This window comes from Micromonospora sp. URMC 103 (assembly GCF_051386435.1).
Classification (GTDB): domain Bacteria; phylum Actinomycetota; class Actinomycetes; order Mycobacteriales; family Micromonosporaceae; genus Micromonospora.
In genome coordinates, this window is sequence record NZ_JBPQTR010000005.1 from 76,477 (window position 1) to 94,150 (window position 17,674).

The following is a 17,674-nucleotide window of genomic DNA, read 5'->3' on the forward strand; positions in this document are numbered from 1 at the left end:
CACCCGACCCGGCCGGACGAGCCCGGCGGCGCCCCGGTCCGGCCCGTCGTTTGGCGCCCCCGCCGCCGGGTAAGCGCGGGGGCCGGTGAACGAAGGAGGGGCGGGGTGCGCTTTCCGCGTTTCGTCGACGCGGTGTCCCGGCGGTCGGGGCTCCCGCCGGAGCAGGCCGCCGCCGTCGCCCGCGCCGTGCTCCAGACGATGGCCGAGCGGGTCACCGGCGGTCCGGCGGACGACCTCGCGGGCCAGCTGCCGGACGAGGTGGACGACTACCTGGCCGGCCCGGCCGCGGCGCCCGGTGGTTCCGTGGCCGGGCCGGCCGAGTTCCTGCGCCGGGTGGGGGAGCGCGCGGGGGTCGACGAACGGACGGCGCGGGTGGGGACGGGCGCGGTGTTCGCGACCCTGCGGGAGGCGCTGACGGTCGCCGAGTTCCGGGAGATGGTGACGCGGCTTCCACGTGGCGGCAGCGGTGGAATCGAACCTGTCCCGCCCTCGCCGTACGATGGCTGACCGGGCGGACCCGACCCATCCTGTCCAAGGTCCGACATGCGCCCACCTTGTGGGAAATTTGCCCGTCGGCGGTCCCGATAACAGTAAGATTACTTGCCAGTACGCCTTTATGCGGCAATTCCTCCCATCGATTGCCGGACGATCGGCTCAACCTTGCCGTCTGTCGTCCGAGGCTCTGATCGGCCCTTCGGCCGGACTCTCATCGATGATCATTTAACCCGGGCATCGAGCCATATGCTGCTTCCATTGTGAAGTCCTGGGGGGGATCATGATCACGCTTGTCAATTGCTGCGCGTCCGTCCTCTGTGGAGCGCACACGTTCTGACATGCCCTACGAGATGCTGATCCATCGCTTCGGCGATGTCGCTGCCACCTGCCCCGACCACCCCGCCGTCCTCGGCGAGACCCCGCTCACGTACGCGGAGCTGGCCGGCCTCGCCGGCGGGCACGCGGGAGCGCTGGAGGCGGCCGGGGCCCGGCCGGGGGACCGGGTCGCGCTGCTGACCGCGCACGGCGCCCGCACCATCGCCGCCATCCTCGGCACGCTGGCGGCCGGGTGCGCGTACGTGCCGTTGGACCCGAGTTTCCCGCTGGCGCGGCTGCGGCACATGCTCAAGGCCGCGGACGTGACCGCCGTCCTCTGCGGCGCCGAGCACGAGGACCTCGCCCGGAACCTGGGCGACGTGCCGTCCGGCCCCCGCGTCGTCGTGGTGGACGACCCGGGCCCGGCCCCGCTCCGGCCGCGGGCGGTGGACCCGGACGCGCTCGCGTACGTGCTGTTCACCTCCGGCTCGACCGGCGTGCCCAAGGCGGTCGGCCAGACCCACCGCAACCTGCTGCACGTCGTGCGCAACCAGATCGACACCCTCGCCATCGGCCCGGCCGACCGGCTCAGCCTGCTCGCGTCGTTCAGCTTCGACGCGGCCATCCCCGACCTCTACCCGGCGCTGCTCACGGGCGCCGCGGTCGTCCCCGCCGACCTGCGCCGGCACGGGCTCGCGCACGCCGTCGAGCAGCTCGCGCGGCACGGCGTCACCGTCTACCACTCCACACCGACCGTCTTCCGTTTCCTGCTCGACACCCCGGGCGTCGAGCGGCTCGACCGGGTGCGCGTGGTGCTCCTCGGCGGGGAACAGGCCACCGCCGCCGACGCCGCCCGGGCCCGGGGCCGCTTCGCGCCCGGCTGCCTGCTGGTCAACGGGTACGGCGCCACCGAGATGACGTTCGCGGCCCGGTACGCGCTGCCGCTCGCCGAGGCCGACCCGGCCGCCGGCGGCCCGCTGCCGATCGGCACCGCGCTGCCCGGCTACCAGCTGCGCCTGGCCGAGAACGGCGAGATCGTGGTGCGCGGCGACCACCTCGCCCCCGGTTACCTCGACCGGGACAGCGACCGGTTCTTCACCGACGCCGACGGCGTGCCCGCGTACCGGACGGGCGATCTCGGCGAGCGGCTGCCCACCGGCGAGCTGCGCTGCCTCGGCCGGCTGGACCGGCAGGTCAAGGTGCGCGGCTTCCGGGTCGAACTCACCGAGATCGAGGCGCTGCTCGCCGCCGAGCCGAACGTCGCCGCGGCGCGGGCCATCGCCCGCGACGGCGAGCTGCTGGCGTACGTGCGGCCGGCCGCCGGCCCGCTCGACCCGGCCGCGCTGCGCGCCGCGCTCGCCCGGCAGCTACCCGAGTACGCGCTGCCGCGCGCCGTGGTGCCGGTCGACGAGTTCCCGCTCACCGTCACCGGCAAGATCGACGAGCGCGCCCTGCCCGACCCGGTCGACCGGGTGCCGGCCGGGGCGGCGCCGGCCACCCCCACCGAGCAGGCCGTGCACGACATCTGGTGCGGGGTGCTCGGCCGCGCGGCCGTCGGCCGCACCGACAGCTTCTTCGACGTGGGCGGCCAGTCCCTGCTGCTCGGTCAGGTGCAGCAGCGCCTCGCCGAGCGGTTCGGGGTGCGGTTGCCCCTGCTCCGCCTGTTCGCACACCCCACGGTGGCCGCACAGGCCCGGCTGCTCGACGACCCGCCGGTGACCGACCGGGCGCCGGTCCCCGCGCTCGCGCCGCCGCCCGCGCCGTCGGTGCCCGCCCGCGAGTACACCGGTGACGAGATCGCCGTGGTCGGCATCGCCGGCCGGTTTCCCGGCGCCCCCGACGTGGCGACCTTCTGGTGGAACCTCTGCGCCGGGGTGGACGCGATCCACGACCACACCGACGCCGAGCTCGCGGCCCTCGGCATCGGGCCGGCCCTGCGCGCCGACCCCCGTCACGTACGGGCCGCCGGCCGGCTCGACGGCGTCGCCGACTTCGACGCGGAGTTCTTCTCGTTCGGGGCGCAGGAGGCGGCCCGCACCGACCCGCAGCACCGGCTCTTCCTGGAGACGGCGTGGGAGGCCCTCGAGGACGCGGCGCACGACCCCGCCCGGTTCCCCGGTCTCGTCGGGGTCTTCTCGGCGACCTCCGCCAACCGCTACTTCCTCTTCCACCTCATGGACAACCCGGCCGTGGTCGGCGACGTCGACCCCGACGACTGGGAGGCCCGGCTCGTCGGCCGGCAGTTCACCGACCACCTCCCCGGGCAGGTGGCGTACCGGCTGGGGCTGACCGGGCCGGCCGTCGCCGTGCAGAGCGCCTGCTCCAGCTCGCTGGTCGCGGTCTGCCTCGCCGCGCAGAGCCTGGCCGACTACCAGTGCGACATCGCCCTCGCCGGCGGCGTCAACGTCACCTGGCCCCGCTACCGGCACACCCCCGGCGGGCTCGCCTCGCCCGACGGCCGCTGCCGCGCCTTCGACGAGGCGGCCAACGGATCGGGCTTCGGCTCCGGCGTCGGGGTGGTCGCGCTGCGCCGCCTCGCCGACGCGCAGGCCGACGGTGACCGGATCTACGCGATCCTGCCCGGCTGGGCCGTCACCAACGACGGCCCGGACCGCGCCGGGTTCGCCGTGCCCGGCCCCGCCGGGCAGGCCGCCGCCGTGGCGAACGCCCTCGCCGCCGCCGAGGTGGCGCCCGGCGAGGTCGGGTTCGTCGAGGCGCACGGCAGCGGCACTCCGCTGGGCGACGCCATCGAGGTGGCCGCCCTGCACGAGGTGTACGCGGTCGGGCCCGCCGAGAGCTGCGCCCTCGGATCGGTGAAGACCAACATCGGGCACCTGGACGCCGCCGCCGGCATCGCCGGGCTCGTGAAGGCGGTGCTCGCCGTGCAGCACGGCGTCATCCCGCCGAACCTGCACCACACCCGCGCGCACCCGGAGATCGACCTGGCGGCCGGCCCGTTCTACGTCCCCACCAAGGTGCGGGACTGGCCGGAGGCGCCGCGCCGGGTCGCCGGCGTCAGCTCCTTCGGGCTCGGCGGGACGAACGCGCACGTCATCGTCGAGCAGCCGCCGCCGGCCGAGCCGGTCGACGGGCCGCCGCCGGGCGGCCCGCACCTGCTACCGGTCTCCGCGCGCACCCCGGCGGCGCTGCGGGACGCGCTGACCCGGCTGCGAGGGCACCTCGCCGGCGCCGCCCCCGCGCTCGCCGACGTCGCCGCCACGCTGGCGCTCGGCCGGCGGGCCTTCGCGTGCCGGGCCGCTGTCGTGGCCGCCGACCTGGCCGACGCGACCGCCGCCCTCGACGACCTGCTCGACACGGGCGCCCGGGTGGCCGGCGAGCCCGGCGAGCTGCGCGAGCTGGCCACCGCCTGGGTGGCCGGCCGGGACGTGGACCTCACCGTCCTGCACCCCGCGGGCGCGATCCGCCGCACCGGGCTGCCGACCTACCCCTACCAGCGTCAGCGGTACTGGATCGACCCCCCTCAGAAAGGCGCGCGGTGAACTGGTTCGTCTCCGCCGGAGGCCGTGACGCGGCACCGGTCCAGCTCTTCTGCCTGCCGTACGCCGGCGCGGGGGCCAGCGCGTTCCGCCGGTGGCAGGACGGGATCGGCCCGGGCGTCGAGGTGCTGCCCGTACAGCTCCCGGGCCGGGAGAACCGGATCACCGAGGACGCCCGGTTCCGGGTGCCCGACGTGGCACGGGCGATCGCCGCCCGGGTCACCGGACCGTTCGCCCTCTACGGCCACTCGATGGGCGGCCGCGTCGGCTTCGAGGTCGTACGGGAGCTGCGCCGCGAAGGGCGGCCGCTGCCGCTGCGGCTCTACGTGGGCGGGGCCCGCGCCCCGCACGTGACCGCGCCCAGCCTGTTCGACGGCCTCTCCACGGTCGACGACGACGAGCTGCTGCGCCGGCTCGGCGCGGGCGGCGGCATCCCCGCCGAGGTGCTCGCGCATCCCGAGCTGGTGGAGCTGTTGCTGCCCCTGCTGCGGGCCGACTTCGGCCGGGTGGACAGCTACCGGTACGTCACCGAGGAGCCGCTGCCGGTGCCGATCGTGGCGTTCAGCGGCCGGCACGACCGCGCGGTCACCCGCGCGCAGAGCGCGGCCTGGGGCGAACACACGGCGGCCGGCTTCACCCTGCGCGAGATCGACGGCGGGCACTTCTTCCTGCACGACGCGCTGGGCGACCTGCTCGCCGCGATCCGGGCCGACCTCGACGGCGCGCTCGCCGAGGCCACCGCCGCGACCGGCGCCGACCGGACCGCCACTGCCACCGGCGCGCGCGTCACCGCCGCCGTGACCGGCGCGCGCGTCACCGCCGCGACGGGCGACGCGGACCTTGCCGCCGGGACCGGCGGGCACCGGGTGCCGCTGGGCGACAGCGGCTGGTCGGTGTGGCGCGACGCCATCCTGCGCACCACCGGCTTCCCCGCCGACGGGCTCACCCTGCTCTCCGCCCCGCAGGCCGCGGCCGCCGCGGACGAGCTGCTGGCGACCGGCGCCGGCGAGGAGCAGTTCGACAAGGAGTTCGCCGAGGCGGTCGCGGCGGGCGGCCGGCGGCTCACCGAGCTGGCCGGGGATCCCCTGCTGCGTGAGGCGGTCACCTGGCAGAACCGCAACGCGCTGCTGGCCCTCGACCGGTTGCGCCGGGGCGGTCCGGACGCGCCCCGCAACGTGCGCCGGCGGGACCGGGAACGGGCCCTGCTCAAGTACTGGCAGCGCTACTGCGGCAAGAACGAGACGGTCGGCTTCTTCGGCCCGAGCTGCTGGGCCACCCTCGACCCGGCCCGGCCGGTGGCCGCCGAGGTCCGTCCCGGCCCGTCGCTCACCCGCCGCCGCTGGGTGCTGTTCGAGTCGTGGGCGCTGACCGCGTACGCCGCGCACATCGGCCGGGACCTCGCGGTGCGGTCCTGGTGGGCGCCGACGCTGGCCCCGCACCTGCGCCTCGTCGACCGCGCGGTGCTGCGGCCCGGCCGGCCGCCGGTGGCGCTGTCACCGGTGGAGGCGGCGCTCGTGAGCGCCGCCGACGGCCGGCGGCCCGCGCGGGACCTGGTCGCCGACCCGGGCATCGGGCTGCGCCGCCCCGAGGACGGGTACGCGCTGCTCGACCGCCTCGTCGAACGGGAACTGCTCACCTGGGACGCGGGGCTTCCGGTCAGCCCCGCCGCCGAGGGCGTGCTGGAGGCGCGGATCGACGCCATCGGCGACGCCGCCGCCCGGGACGCGGCGCGCGCCGGTCTCGACCGGCTCCGCGCGGCCCGCGACGCGGTGGCCGCCGCGGCCGGCGACCCGGACCGGCTGCGCGCCGCGCTGGACGCGCTCGACGAGACCTTCACGGCACTGACCGGCCTGCCGCCCCAGCGCCGCGAGGGCCAGATGTACGCGGGGCGGACGCTCTGCTACGAGGACACGAGCCGGGACCTCGATGTGGTGTTCGGCGCGCCCCTGCTGGATGGGATCGCCGCGCCGCTCGGCGTGCTGCTGCGGGCCGCCCGGTGGCTCACCGCCGCGCTCGAGGAGGCGTACGGGGCGGTGTTCCGCGAGCTCCACGACGAGCTGCGGGCCGAGGCCGGCGGCGGCCCCGTGGCCCTGTCCGACCTGTGGTTCCTCGTGCAGGGGTTGTTCTGGGGCGACGGCGAGCGCCCCGTCGACGCGGTGGCCGCGGAGTTCGCGGGCCGGTGGGCGGGCCTGTTCGGGCTGGACGCCGTGCCGGCCGACGCGACGGAGGTCCGGCTGACGGTCGCCGACCTCGCCGACCGGGTCGCCGAGGTCTTTCCGGCCGTACGTCCCGAGTGGAGCAACTCCCGCCTGCACAGCCCCGACCTGCAGATCTGCGCGGCGGACGCGGCGGCCCTGGCCCGCGGCGACTACACCGTGGTGCTCGGCGAGCTGCACGCCGCCTGGCCGTCGTTCGACTGCCAGGTGTTCACGCGGTCGCACCCGGACGTGGAGCGGCTGCGCACGGCGCTCGCCGAGGACCTCGGCGAGCGGCGGATCCGGCTGCTCTTCCCGACCGACTGGCCCCGCCGCACGAGCCGGGTCGCCGAGGCGCTCGTCGGGCCGACCGACCGGCAGCTCGCGTTCCTGCCCGCGCCCGGCGCCGAGCCGGGCCGCGTGCTGCCCACGGTCGCGCTCACCGTCACCGAGGAGGCGGGCCGGCTCGTCGCCACCGCACCGGACGGGCAGAGCTGGCCCCTGACCGAGATCTTCGCCGGCCTGCTCGCCGCGCACGCCGTCGACGGGTTCAAGCTGGTGGCCGCCGCGCCCTACACCCCGCGCATCACCCTAGACCGGCTCGTCGTGGCCCGCCGGACCTGGCGGACCACGGTCGGGGAGAGCGGCCTCGCCACGGTGACCGGGGAGCGGAAGCGGTTCCTGGCCGTGCGCGCCTGGCGGCGCCGGCTGGGCCTGCCCGAGCAGGTGTACGTGAAGCTCGGCACCGAGACGAAGCCCTGCTTCGTGGACCTGAGCAGCCCGGCGTTCGCCAACATGTTCTGCGCCATGGTCCGGGCCGCCCGGGGCGACGGCGGCGACTGCATCTCCCTGGTGGTCAGCGAGATGCTGCCCACCCCGGACGACGCGTGGGTGCCCGACGCCGACGGCCGCCGCTACTTCAGCGAACTGCGCCTGCACGTCGTCGACGACCGGGCGGAGGTGGCCCGGTGAACCACCGTATCCCGCTGGGCGACACCGACTGGTGGGTCTGGCGCGACGTCGTGCTGCGCACCGCCGGATTCCCCGCGGCCGGGCTGGCGCCGTCCGACGCCTGGGTGACCGACGCGGGAGGCCGGGGCTACGTGAGCGAGCTGCGCCTGCAGATCACCGATCCGACGACGTACGGGGGAGCGAACGGGTGACCGACATCCTGTCCACGAGCACGGTGCGGGGCGAGCCGCTGCCCTGGCCGGACGCCACGCTGGCCGAGCTGGTCGTCGCCCAGGCCGCCCGCACCCCCGACGCGGTGGCGGTGCGCCAGTGGGACGACCGGCTCACCTACCGGGACCTGCTGGACCGGGCCGCCGGGGTGGCCGCGGCGCTGCGGGCGCGCGGCGTGGGCCGGCAGAGCCGGGTCGGGGTCTGCGGGCGGCGGAAGCCGGAGCTGGTCGCCACCGTGCTCGGCGTGCTCCTCGCCGGGGCCTGCTACGTGCCGCTCGAGCCGGGCGGTCCACGCCGCCGGCTGCGGGAGATCGCCGCCGACGCGGGTGTCACCGTGGTGGTCGGGGACGCGGCGGGGAGCGAGTTCGCCGACGCGTCCGGGATCGAGGCGGTCGGGCTGCCCGGCCCCGCGCCGCTCGCGCCGTGCCCGGCGCTCCCCGGCGACCCGGCGTACGTGCTGTTCACCTCCGGTTCGACCGGGCGGCCCAAGGGCGTGCTCACCACCCACCGCAACGCCGTCGAGTTCGTGCACGGGGTCGTGGCGCTCACCGGCGCGGACGCCGACGTCCGCAGTCTCGGCATCGCGTCGCTCGGCTTCGACGCGGCCACCATGGACCTCTTCGTCCCGCTGCTGCTCGGTGGCTCGGTGCAGTTGCTCGGCGCGGACGACCGGGCCGACCCGGTCCGGCTGGCCCGGTTCATCGCCACGCACGAGGTGAACTGGGGCTTCATCACCCCCACCGTGCTGTCCATGCTGGACCCGGCCGAGCTGCCCGGCTGGCGGGTGCTGCTCTGCGGCGGCGAGGCGGTGCCGGCCGAACTGGCGGCCCGGTGGGCGCCCGGGCGCACCCTCCTCAACGGCTACGGGCCGACCGAGACCACGGTGCTTGCGGTCAGCGGCCCCCTCACGGCCGGCGAGACCGACCCCGTGCCGATCGGCCGGCCGCTGCCGAACCACCGGGCCTACGTGGTCGACGCCGACCTGAGCCCGGTGCCGCCCGGCGAGACCGGCGAGCTGTTGATCGGTGGACCCGGCCTCGCCGACGGCTACCTGAACCGGCCCGCGCTCACGGCCGAGCGGTTCGTCCCCGACCCGTACTCGGGCCTGCCGGGGGAGCGGCTGTACCGCACCGGTGACCTCGTGCGGCAGGCCCCGGACGGGCGGATCGTCTACCTCGGCCGGGCCGACCGGCAGGTCAAGATCCGTGGCCAGCGCATCGAGCTGGGCGAGGTGGAGGCGGTGCTCGCCGGCCTGCCCGGCGTCGACCGGGTGGCCGTCGAGGCGGTGCCCGGCCCGGCCGGCACCGAGCTGGTCGCGTTCCTCACCCCCGACGGGGCGCCCGACGACGAGGAACTGCGGGCGTACGCGGGGTCGCGGCTGACCAGCGCCATGCTGCCGGCGCGGGTGCGGCGCCTGCCCGCGCTGCCGGTCAGCCCGACCACCGGCAAGCTGGACCGGCCGGCGCTGCGCGCGCTGGCCGCCGCCGACCGCGCCGCCGGCCCCGCCGAACCGCCGGCGGCCCCGGACGCGCCGCTCGACGAGGCGGTGCGCCGGATCTGGACCCGGCTGCTGGGCGCGACGCCCGGCCCGGACACCGACTTCCTCGCCGCGGGCGGCAACTCGATCGCGGCCATGCGGCTGGTCGCCGCGCTCCGGGCCGAGGCGGGCCGGCACGTCGACACCCGCGACGTCTTCACCGGCCGCACGTTCGCCGGCCTGCTCGACCGGGTCGCGGCAGCCTCGCCGGCCCCCGGGGACGGCCTCACCACCGGCAACCCGCCCACCCTCTCGCCGCCGCAGCGGCGGCTCTGGTTCGTCGACCAGCTCGCGCCCTCCAGCGCGCCGTACAACATCGCAGTGGCGCACCGGCTGCACGGGACGCTCGACGTGGGCGCGCTCGGCGCCGCGCTGCGGGCCGTCGTCGAGCGGCACGACGTCCTGCGATGGCGCATCCCACAGACCGGCGGCGTGCCGTACGCGGTCCGCGAGGAACCCACCGACGTGGCCGTGCCCGTGGTCGACCTGACCGGCGGCGCCGACCCGGAGGCCGAGCTGTCCGCGATGCTGGCGGCCGGGGCGGGGCACGCGTTCGACCTGGCGACGGGGCCGCCCTGGCAGGTGACCGTGTACCGGTTGGGCGCGGCCGAGCACGTCCTCGCCATCACGCTGCACCACGCGGTCTTCGACGGCTGGTCGGAGGCGGTGCTCTACGACGACCTCGCGGCCGCGTACGCCCGGGCGCTGGCCGGAGACGCCCCACGCCTGCCCGCGCTGCCCGCCACGTACGCCGACTACGCGGTGTGGCGGGCCGAGCGGGACGCCCGCCGCGGCGACGCGGACCTGTCCTGGTGGACGGCGCACCTGCGCGGCGCGCCGACGGTGCTCGACCTGCCGCGAGACCGGCCCCGGCCGGCCGTGCAGACGTACGCGGGCGCCGAGGCGGCCGTACGGCTGCCCGAGGCCGCCGACCTCGCGGTGCGTGCGCTGGCCGAGCGGCGCGGCACCACCGTCGCCGCCGTGCTGCTGGCCGGCTTCGGCGAGCTGCTCTCCCGGCTCACCGGCGGCGACGACCACGTGCTCGGCGCGATCGTCGCGGACCGCCGGCTGGCCGCCTTCGACGACGTGGTCGGCTTCTTCATCGACACCGTGCCGGTGCGGGTCCGCACCGGCGAGGCGAGCTTCGCCGAGCTGGTCGACCGGTGCGCGGCCGAGCTGCACGAGGTGACCGCCCACCCGGGCGCGCCCCTCGAACGGATCGTCGAGGCGCTCGGCGTCGGCCGGGACACGTCCCGCGCACCGCTGGTGCAGGTGCTGTTCAACGTCCTCAACTTCACCCCGCCCCGGCTGGCGCTGACCGGCCTGGCCGGCGAGCCGGTCCCCGTGCCCAAGCCCGGCTCACCGTTCGACATCACCGTGTACGTGGTGGAGCGGGCCGGCCGGGTCGCCGTCGAGGTGGTGCACAACCCGGACCTGTTCGACGGCGAGCGGATCGACGCCCTGCTCGCCGACCTCGCGGCCCTGGTCGGCGCGCTCGCCGCCGCACCGGACGCGCCCGCCCGCGAGGTGGCCGCCGAGCTGCCCCGGCCCACCGTGCGGGTCGCGCAGCTCGGCGCCATGACCGTGGCCGCCACCGAGCCGCCACGGGCCGTGCTGCCGGCCGGCCCGGACGCGCTCACCGAGACCGAGGAGCTGATCGCCGGCATCTGGCGGGAGGTGCTGGGCCATGACCGCGTCGGCGTCACCGACAACTTCTTCGACATCGGCGGACACTCGCTCGCCCTGGCCGAGGTGCACGCCCGGCTGACGGCCGCCACCGGCCGCTCGATCCGGATGCTCGACCTGTTCCGCCACCCCACGATCCGGGCGCTCGCCGCCAGCCTCGACGGCGCCGCCGACCGGCCCGAGCTGGCCCGTGCCGCGCTGCGGGCCGCCGCCCGACGCAGCCGTACCCGCCGTAACCCGCCCCGCCGCCCCGGCGGCACCGCGCAATGAAGGACACCGTGATGGACGATTCGACCGCAACCGAACTGTCCGGCGACGGCGACGGCATCGAGCCGATCGCGATCGTCGGGCTGGCCGCCCGCCTGCCCGGGGCCGCCGACGTGCACGAGTTCTGGCGCAACCTGGTCGACGGCGTGGAGTCGGTCACCGAGCTGACCCGCGAGGAGCAGCTGGCCCGGGGCGCCACCGCCGAGGAGGTCGACGACCCGGGCTGGGTCAACCGGGCGCCGCTGGTCGACGGGTACGACGAGTTCGACGCCGGGCTGTTCGGCATGACCGCCCGGGAAGCGGAGATCACCGACCCGCAGCACCGGCTGTTCCTCGAGTCCTGCCACACGGCCCTGGAGGACGCGGGCTACGACCCGTCCCGCTACGACGGCGCGATCGGCGTGTACGCCGGCACGGGCGGCAACACGTACCTGCACCGTCACGTGCTGCGTAACAGGCGCGTGGGCGGCAGTCCCCACGGCGCCGTGTCCATCGCCACCGGCAACTCGCCGAACTACGTGGCGACCAACGTGTCGTACCGGCTCGACCTGCGCGGGCCGAGCCTCACCGTGCACACCGCCTGCTCGACCTCGCTCGTCGCGTTCCACCTGGCCTGCGAGGCGCTGCGCAACGGCGAGTGCGACATGGCGCTGGCGGGTGGGGTGAACATCGAGCTGCCCCACGTCGGCTACCTCGGCATGGACGGCTTCACCTCGCCGGACGGGCGGTGCCGGCCGTTCGACGCCGCCGCCAACGGCACCGTGTGGGGCAGCGGGGCGGGCGTCACCCTGCTCAAGCGCCTCTCCGACGCGATCGCCGACGGCGACCCGATCCGGGCGGTCGTGCTCGGCAACGCCATCAACAACGACGGCGCCGGCAAGGTGGGCTTCACGGCGCCCAGCGTCGACGGGCAGATGGAGGCCATCGCGCAGGCCGTGGCCATGGCCGACGTGGACCCGCGCACCATCACGTACGTCGAGGCGCACGGCACCGGCACCGCGATGGGCGACCCCATCGAGGTCGCCGCCCTGTCGGCCGTGTACACGAAGGACACCGACGACCGGGGCTGGTGCGGCATCGGCTCGGTGAAGTCCAACATCGGCCACCTGAGCCAGCCCTCCGGCATCGTGAGCGTCATCAAGACGGTGCTCGCCATGGAGCACGGGCTCATCCCGCCGACGATCAACTACGAGACCGCGAACCCGGCCATCGAGTTCGCCGACACGCCGTTCTACGTCGCGAACACGCTGACCAAGTGGGACACCGACGGCGGGCCGCGCCGGGCCGGGGTCAGCTCGTTCGGCATCGGTGGCACCAACGCGCACGTGGTGCTGGAGCAGGCGCCGGCCGCGTACCGGGCGGCGCGGCGGGTGCGGCCCGCCCAGCTGCTGCACCTCTCGGCGCGGACGCCCACCGCGCTGGACGCCGCCGTGCAGCGGCTCGCCGCGCACCTGGCCGACGCGGTCGACGCCGGCCCGGAACACCTCGCCGACGTGGCGCACACGCTGCGGGTGGGTCGCCGGGAACACCCGCACCGGGCCGCCGTGGTCGCCACGGACGTGCCGGACGCGCTGGCGGCGCTGGCCGCGCCGCGTCGCGTGCAACGCGGCGCCGCGGACGGTCCCGCGCCCCGCCTGGCTCTCCTGTTCTCCGGGCAGGGCGCGCAGTACGCCGGGATGGGCGCGCAGCTCTACGCCGAGGAGCCCGGCTTCGCGGCCACCGTCGACGAGTGCGCCGAGCTGCTGCGCCCCGAGCTGGGGCTGGACCTGCGCGACCTGATCCTCGGCCGCGACCCGCAGGCGGGGGAGAAGCTCACCGAGACCCGCTACACCCAGCCGGCGCTCTTCGTGGTCGGGTACGCCCTGGCCCGGCTCTGGCAGGACGCCGGAGCCCGGCCGGCCGCGATGATCGGGCACTCGATCGGCGAGTACGTGGCCGCCACCGTGGCCGGCGTGCTGAGCCTCCCCGACGCGCTCCGCGTCGTCGCCGCCCGCGGCCGGCTCATGCAGTCCCTGCCGGCCGGCTCGATGCTCGCGGTCGCCCTCGACGAGTCGGTGGTCGCCCAGCGGCTGCCCGAAGGGTTGTCGATCGCGACGGTCAACGGTCCGGGCACGTGCGTGGTGGCCGGCGAGCCGGCGGCGGTCGCCGCCTTTGCCGAGGCGATGAAGGGCAAGAGCAAGGCGCTGCGCACCTCGCACGCCTTCCACTCGCCCATGATGGAACCGATCCTCGGCGAGTTCACCGCGCTGATGGCGTCGGTGCCGCTGCGCCCGCCGTCGGTGCCGTTCCTGTCCAACGTCACCGGCACCTGGATCACCGACGCGCAGGCCACCGACCCCGCGTACTGGGCGTCGCACCTGCGCCAGCCGGTGCGCTTCGGCGACTGCGTGGCCACCCTGCTCGCCGAGGGCACGTGGCAGCTCGTCGAGTGCGGGCCGGGGAAGCAGCTAGCCAACCTGGCCCGGATGCAGGTCGCCAAGGCATCGCCGGAGCAGCGTGCGCTCACCCCGCTGGGCAGCCTGCCCGGCCCCGGCGAGACCGCCGGTGACCTGGCCACGCTGCTCGGCACGGCGGCCGCGTTGTGGTGCGCGGGTGCGCCGGTCCGGCTCGGCGGCGACCCGCAGGCGCGGCGGGTGCCGCTGCCCACGTACCCGTTCGAGCGGCGCCGGTACTGGGTCGACCCGGATCCGGAGCAGCGGGCGGCCGCACCCGCAGAGACCGGGCCGCGACCGCTGGCCGAGTGGTTCGCCGTGCCGGTCTGGCGGCAGGCCGCCCCCGAACCGCGTACCGAACCCCTGGGCCGGTGCCTCGTCCTCACCGGGGGGCCGCGCGGCGACGCCCTGCTGGCCGGCCTCCGCGCCGCGGGAGCCGAGCCGGTCGAGGTACGCCCCGGCGACGGGTTCGCCGCGGGCACGACCGGCTACCGGCTGCGCCCCGGTGCGCGGGAGGACTACGACGCCCTCGTCGCGGCGCTCGCCGCCGACGGTGTGCCGGCCCGGCTGGTGCACGCGTTCGCCCTCGACGGCGCGGCCACCGGCACCGACGTCGCGGCCACCTGGGCCGCCCAGGACCGGGGTTTCTTCAGCGCCCTGCACCTCGTGCAGGCGCTCGCCGGCGCGGGCCTCACCGGCGACGACGGCCTCGCCCTCGACCTGGTGACGGCCGGGATCGGCGACGTCCGCGGCGACGACCTCGTCCGCCCGGAGCACGCCACCCTCGCGGGGCTGGCCCGGGTCCTTCCGTCCGAGCTGCCCGGGCTCGCGGTCCGGCTCGTCGACGCCGACCCCGCCGACGACGGCGCGCGTGACCTGGTGGCCGAGCTGCGCCGGCCGCGCGACCCGCGCCGGGCCGAGGTGGCGTTGCGCGGAGGCCGCCGTTGGGTGGCCGACCACGAGCAGGTCACCCTCGACGCCGAGGGTGAGCCCGGCGCGCTGCGTGAGGGCGGCCGTTACGTCATCACCGGCGGCCTCGGCGGCATCGGCATCACGCTGGCCGAGGACTTCGCGCAGCGGGCCCGGGCGCGGCTCGTGCTGCTGGCCCGCTCCGGGCTGCCGCCGCGCGAGCAGTGGGACGAGCACCTCGCGGTGCACGGCAGCGACGACCGGGCCGGCCGGGCCATCGCGGCGATCCGCCGGATGGAGGCCGCGGGCGCCCGGGTGCTCGTGCTCGCCGCCGACGTGACCGACCCCGACGACCTGCGCCGGGTGCGGGCCGCGGCCGAGGAGGCGTACGGCGGTGTCGACGGCGTCGTGCACGCGGCCGGCCTGCCGGGTGGCGGCATGGCCGAGGTCAAGGAACGGGCCGAGGCCGAGCGGGTGCTCGCCCCGAAGCTCGCCGGCACCCTGGCGCTCGCCCAGGTCTTCGGTGACCTGCCGCTGGACTTCGTGGTGCTGTGCTCGTCCATCACGGCGGTGATCGGCGGCTTCGGTCAGGTCGACTACTGCGCGGCCAACGCGTTCCTCGACGCGCACGCCCGGGCCGGCGCGGGCTGGCAGGCCCCGGTGCTGTCGCAGAACTGGGGCGGCTGGGCGGAGGTCGGCATGGCCGTGGAGACGGACGCGCCGGCCGGCTTCCGCGCCGCCGGGCGGGACACGACGACCACCGCGGTGGACCACCCGGTGCTCACCACCCACGTGAGCGGGCCGGAGGGCACGGTTCTGCACGGCCTGGTCTCCGCCGCCACGCACTGGGTGCTCGACGAGCACCGCATCGGCGGCGTGCCCGTGGTGCCGGGCACCGCGCACCTCGAGTCGGTCCGCGCCGCCGTGGCCGCCGCGGTGCCCGCCCCCGCGCCGGACGCCGTCGTCGAGTTGCGCGACGTGGTCTTCCTGGAGCCCTTCGCGGTGCCCGACGGGGCGGTGGCCCAGTACCGGGTCGAGCTGACCCCGACCGAGGACGGCGTGGACTTCACGGTCCGCAGTCTGGCCGGCGGGCAGTCGCGTACGCACGTGCGCGGGGCGGCCGGCTGGTCGGTCGAGCCGGCGCCGGCCGCCGTCGAGGTGACCGTCGCGGGCCGCCGGGTCGACGACGACGCGTCGTTCGGCCGGGGACGCACCAGCATGCTGACCTTCGGGCCGCGGTGGAACGCGCTGCGGGAGCACCACCTGGGCGACGGCGAGGAACTGGCCCGCGTCGAGGCCCCCGCCGAGGCGGCCGGCGACCTGGCCTCGTGGGGCCTGCACCCCGCCCTGCTCGATGTGGCCACGGCGTTCGGGCGCGGCCAGGGCAGCGGCACCTACCTGCCGCTGTCGTACGGCCGGATCGTCGTACGCGGGCCGCTGCCGGCGCGTTTCACGAGCCACCTGCGGCACCGGTCCAGCGCCACCGACGAGGTGGTGGCCGCCGACCTGAGCCTGCGCGACGAGGCGGGCCGGGAACTGGTCGCCATCAGCGACTTCGTCCTGCGCCGGGTCGACCAGGGCGCGGTGACCGGCGGGCTCGCCACCGCGGCGCCGGCCACGGAGACGCCGGCCCTGCCGGGCGAGGACATCCGGCCCGTCGACGGGGCGGAGGCGTTCCGCCGCAGCCTCACCGCCGGCCTCGGCGCCCAGGTGGTCATCGCCACCCGCACCGTGGCCGACATCCGGGATCGGGCCGGCCGGGTCACCACGGAGAGCATCGAGGGGGAGCCGGACGCGGCCGCCGCAACGCCGGCCGTGACCGGCGGCGGCTCGGCGCCCGGCACCGAGCTGGAGATCACGATCGCGCAGGTGTGGCGCGACGCCCTCGGCGTGACCGAGGTCGGGGTCGACGACGACTTCTTCTCCCTCGGCGGCAACTCGCTGGTGGCGGTGCAGCTCATCGCCGCGATGCGCAAGGCCACCGGCGTGCGGCTGCCCATGCGCAGCCTCTTCGAGACGCCCACCGTGGCGGGCCTCGCCGCCCGGATCGAGGAGCTGCGGGCGGCGCCCACCACCGACGAACCGACGGCCCCCGCGGCGATCCCCGCCATCCCCCGGCTGCCGCGCGCCTGACCACGAGAAACGCCGCGCCTGACCACGAGAGACGCCGCGCGCCTGACCACGAGAGACCAGGAGTAGAGAGCCATGAGCGACACGATCGCCACGCTGCCGGTGGTCGTCGAGAACGACGGCCGCGCCCTGACCGACCTCATCACCGACCGCCGGGCCGAGCTGCGCGCCGCGCTCGCCGAGCACGGCGGGTTGCTGTTCCGCGGCTTCGAGGTCGGCGGGGTGGACGGCTTCGACGGGGTGGTGCGCGCCCTGTCCGGGGAGCCGCTCACCTACACCGAGCGGTCCTCACCCCGGCACGCCATCAAGGGCCGGGTCTACACCTCGACCGACTACCCACCGGACGAGGAGATCTTCCTGCACAACGAGAACTCGTACCAGGCCCGCTGGCCGCTCACCCTGTTCTTCTACTGCATCACGCCGCCCGAGACGCGGGGGGCCACGCCCCTGGCCGACATCCGCCGGGTCTACCGGGAGATCGACCCCGCGGTGCGGGAGGAGTTCGTCCGGCGTCGGTGGATGCTGGTGCGCACCTTCCACGCCGACTTCGGCACCCCGTGGCAGGACGTGTTCAACACCGACGACCGGGCCGAGGTCGAGGCGTACGCGGCGGCGAACCACATCGAGCTGGAGTGGCGCGGCAGGGACGGGCTGCGCACCCGGGCGGTGCGCGACGTCGTGCACCACCGACCCGGCTCGGACACCCCGCGCTGGTTCAACCACGCGACGTTCTTCCACATCAGCACCCTGCCCAAGGACTACCAGGAGGGCCTGCTGGCCATGTTCGGCGCCGACGAGCTGCCGTCGAACACCTACTACGGCGACGGCGGCGAGATCCCCGCCGACGTCATGGACCACCTGCGTGCCGCCTACCGGGCGGCGAGCGTGCGCTTCGACTACCAGCGCGACGACGTGCTGGTCGTGGACAACATGACGGCCGCGCACGGGCGGGAGCCGTTCACCGGCGCCCGCAAGATCGCCGTGGCGATGGCGGAACCGCACACCCCCGAGAGCAACGGAGCGAACTGA

General features: G+C 76.2%; 7 protein-coding genes. All 7 read left to right on the plus strand.

The genetic code is table 11. The features are described 5' to 3' along the window. Window positions 1-105 precede the first annotated feature (105 nt). The 7 genes from ACSNOA_RS13720 (at window position 106) to ACSNOA_RS13750 (ending at window position 17,674) form a co-directional block, all read left to right on the plus strand. Window positions 106-507, plus strand: coding sequence for a DUF2267 domain-containing protein (locus ACSNOA_RS13720; protein ID WP_436658460.1), 402 nt, complete (start codon window positions 106-108; stop codon window positions 505-507). 326 nt (window positions 508-833) lie between these two features. Further along, window positions 834-4,310: an amino acid adenylation domain-containing protein gene (locus ACSNOA_RS13725; protein ID WP_436658461.1), complete on the plus strand. Its 3,477-nt coding sequence runs from the start codon at window positions 834-836 to the stop codon at window positions 4,308-4,310. After that, window positions 4,307-7,474 (plus strand): thioesterase domain-containing protein, encoded by a 3,168-nt coding sequence (locus tag ACSNOA_RS13730; protein WP_436658462.1) that lies wholly within the window; start codon window positions 4,307-4,309, stop codon window positions 7,472-7,474. Before ACSNOA_RS13725 ends, ACSNOA_RS13730 begins: the two co-directional genes overlap by 4 nt. Continuing rightward, window positions 7,471-7,665 (plus strand): hypothetical protein, encoded by a 195-nt coding sequence (locus ACSNOA_RS13735; RefSeq protein ID WP_436658463.1) that lies wholly within the window; start codon window positions 7,471-7,473, stop codon window positions 7,663-7,665. Before ACSNOA_RS13730 ends, ACSNOA_RS13735 begins: the two co-directional genes overlap by 4 nt. After that, a complete protein-coding gene (locus ACSNOA_RS13740; RefSeq protein WP_436658464.1) occupies window positions 7,662-11,177 on the plus strand; it encodes an amino acid adenylation domain-containing protein in 3,516 nt (1,171 codons plus the stop codon). Before ACSNOA_RS13735 ends, ACSNOA_RS13740 begins: the two co-directional genes overlap by 4 nt. Before the next feature lie 11 nt (window positions 11,178-11,188). Further along, window positions 11,189-16,648, plus strand: a complete 5,460-nt coding sequence (locus ACSNOA_RS13745; protein ID WP_436658465.1) for an SDR family NAD(P)-dependent oxidoreductase — start codon at window positions 11,189-11,191, stop codon at window positions 16,646-16,648. Between the two features lie 72 nt (window positions 16,649-16,720). After that, the gene (locus tag ACSNOA_RS13750; protein WP_436658466.1) at window positions 16,721-17,674 is read left to right on the plus strand and encodes a TauD/TfdA family dioxygenase; all 954 of its coding nucleotides are present in this window, start codon (window positions 16,721-16,723) and stop codon (window positions 17,672-17,674) included.

Coding starts and splice junctions, on each gene's coding strand:
- ACSNOA_RS13725 (WP_436658461.1), top strand. CDS start 834: ATGCCCTACGAGATGCTGATCCATCGCTTCGGCGATGTCGCTGCCACC.
- ACSNOA_RS13745 (WP_436658465.1), top strand. CDS start 11,189: ATGGACGATTCGACCGCAACCGAACTGTCCGGCGACGGCGACGGCATC.
- ACSNOA_RS13750 (WP_436658466.1), top strand. CDS start 16,721: ATGAGCGACACGATCGCCACGCTGCCGGTGGTCGTCGAGAACGACGGC.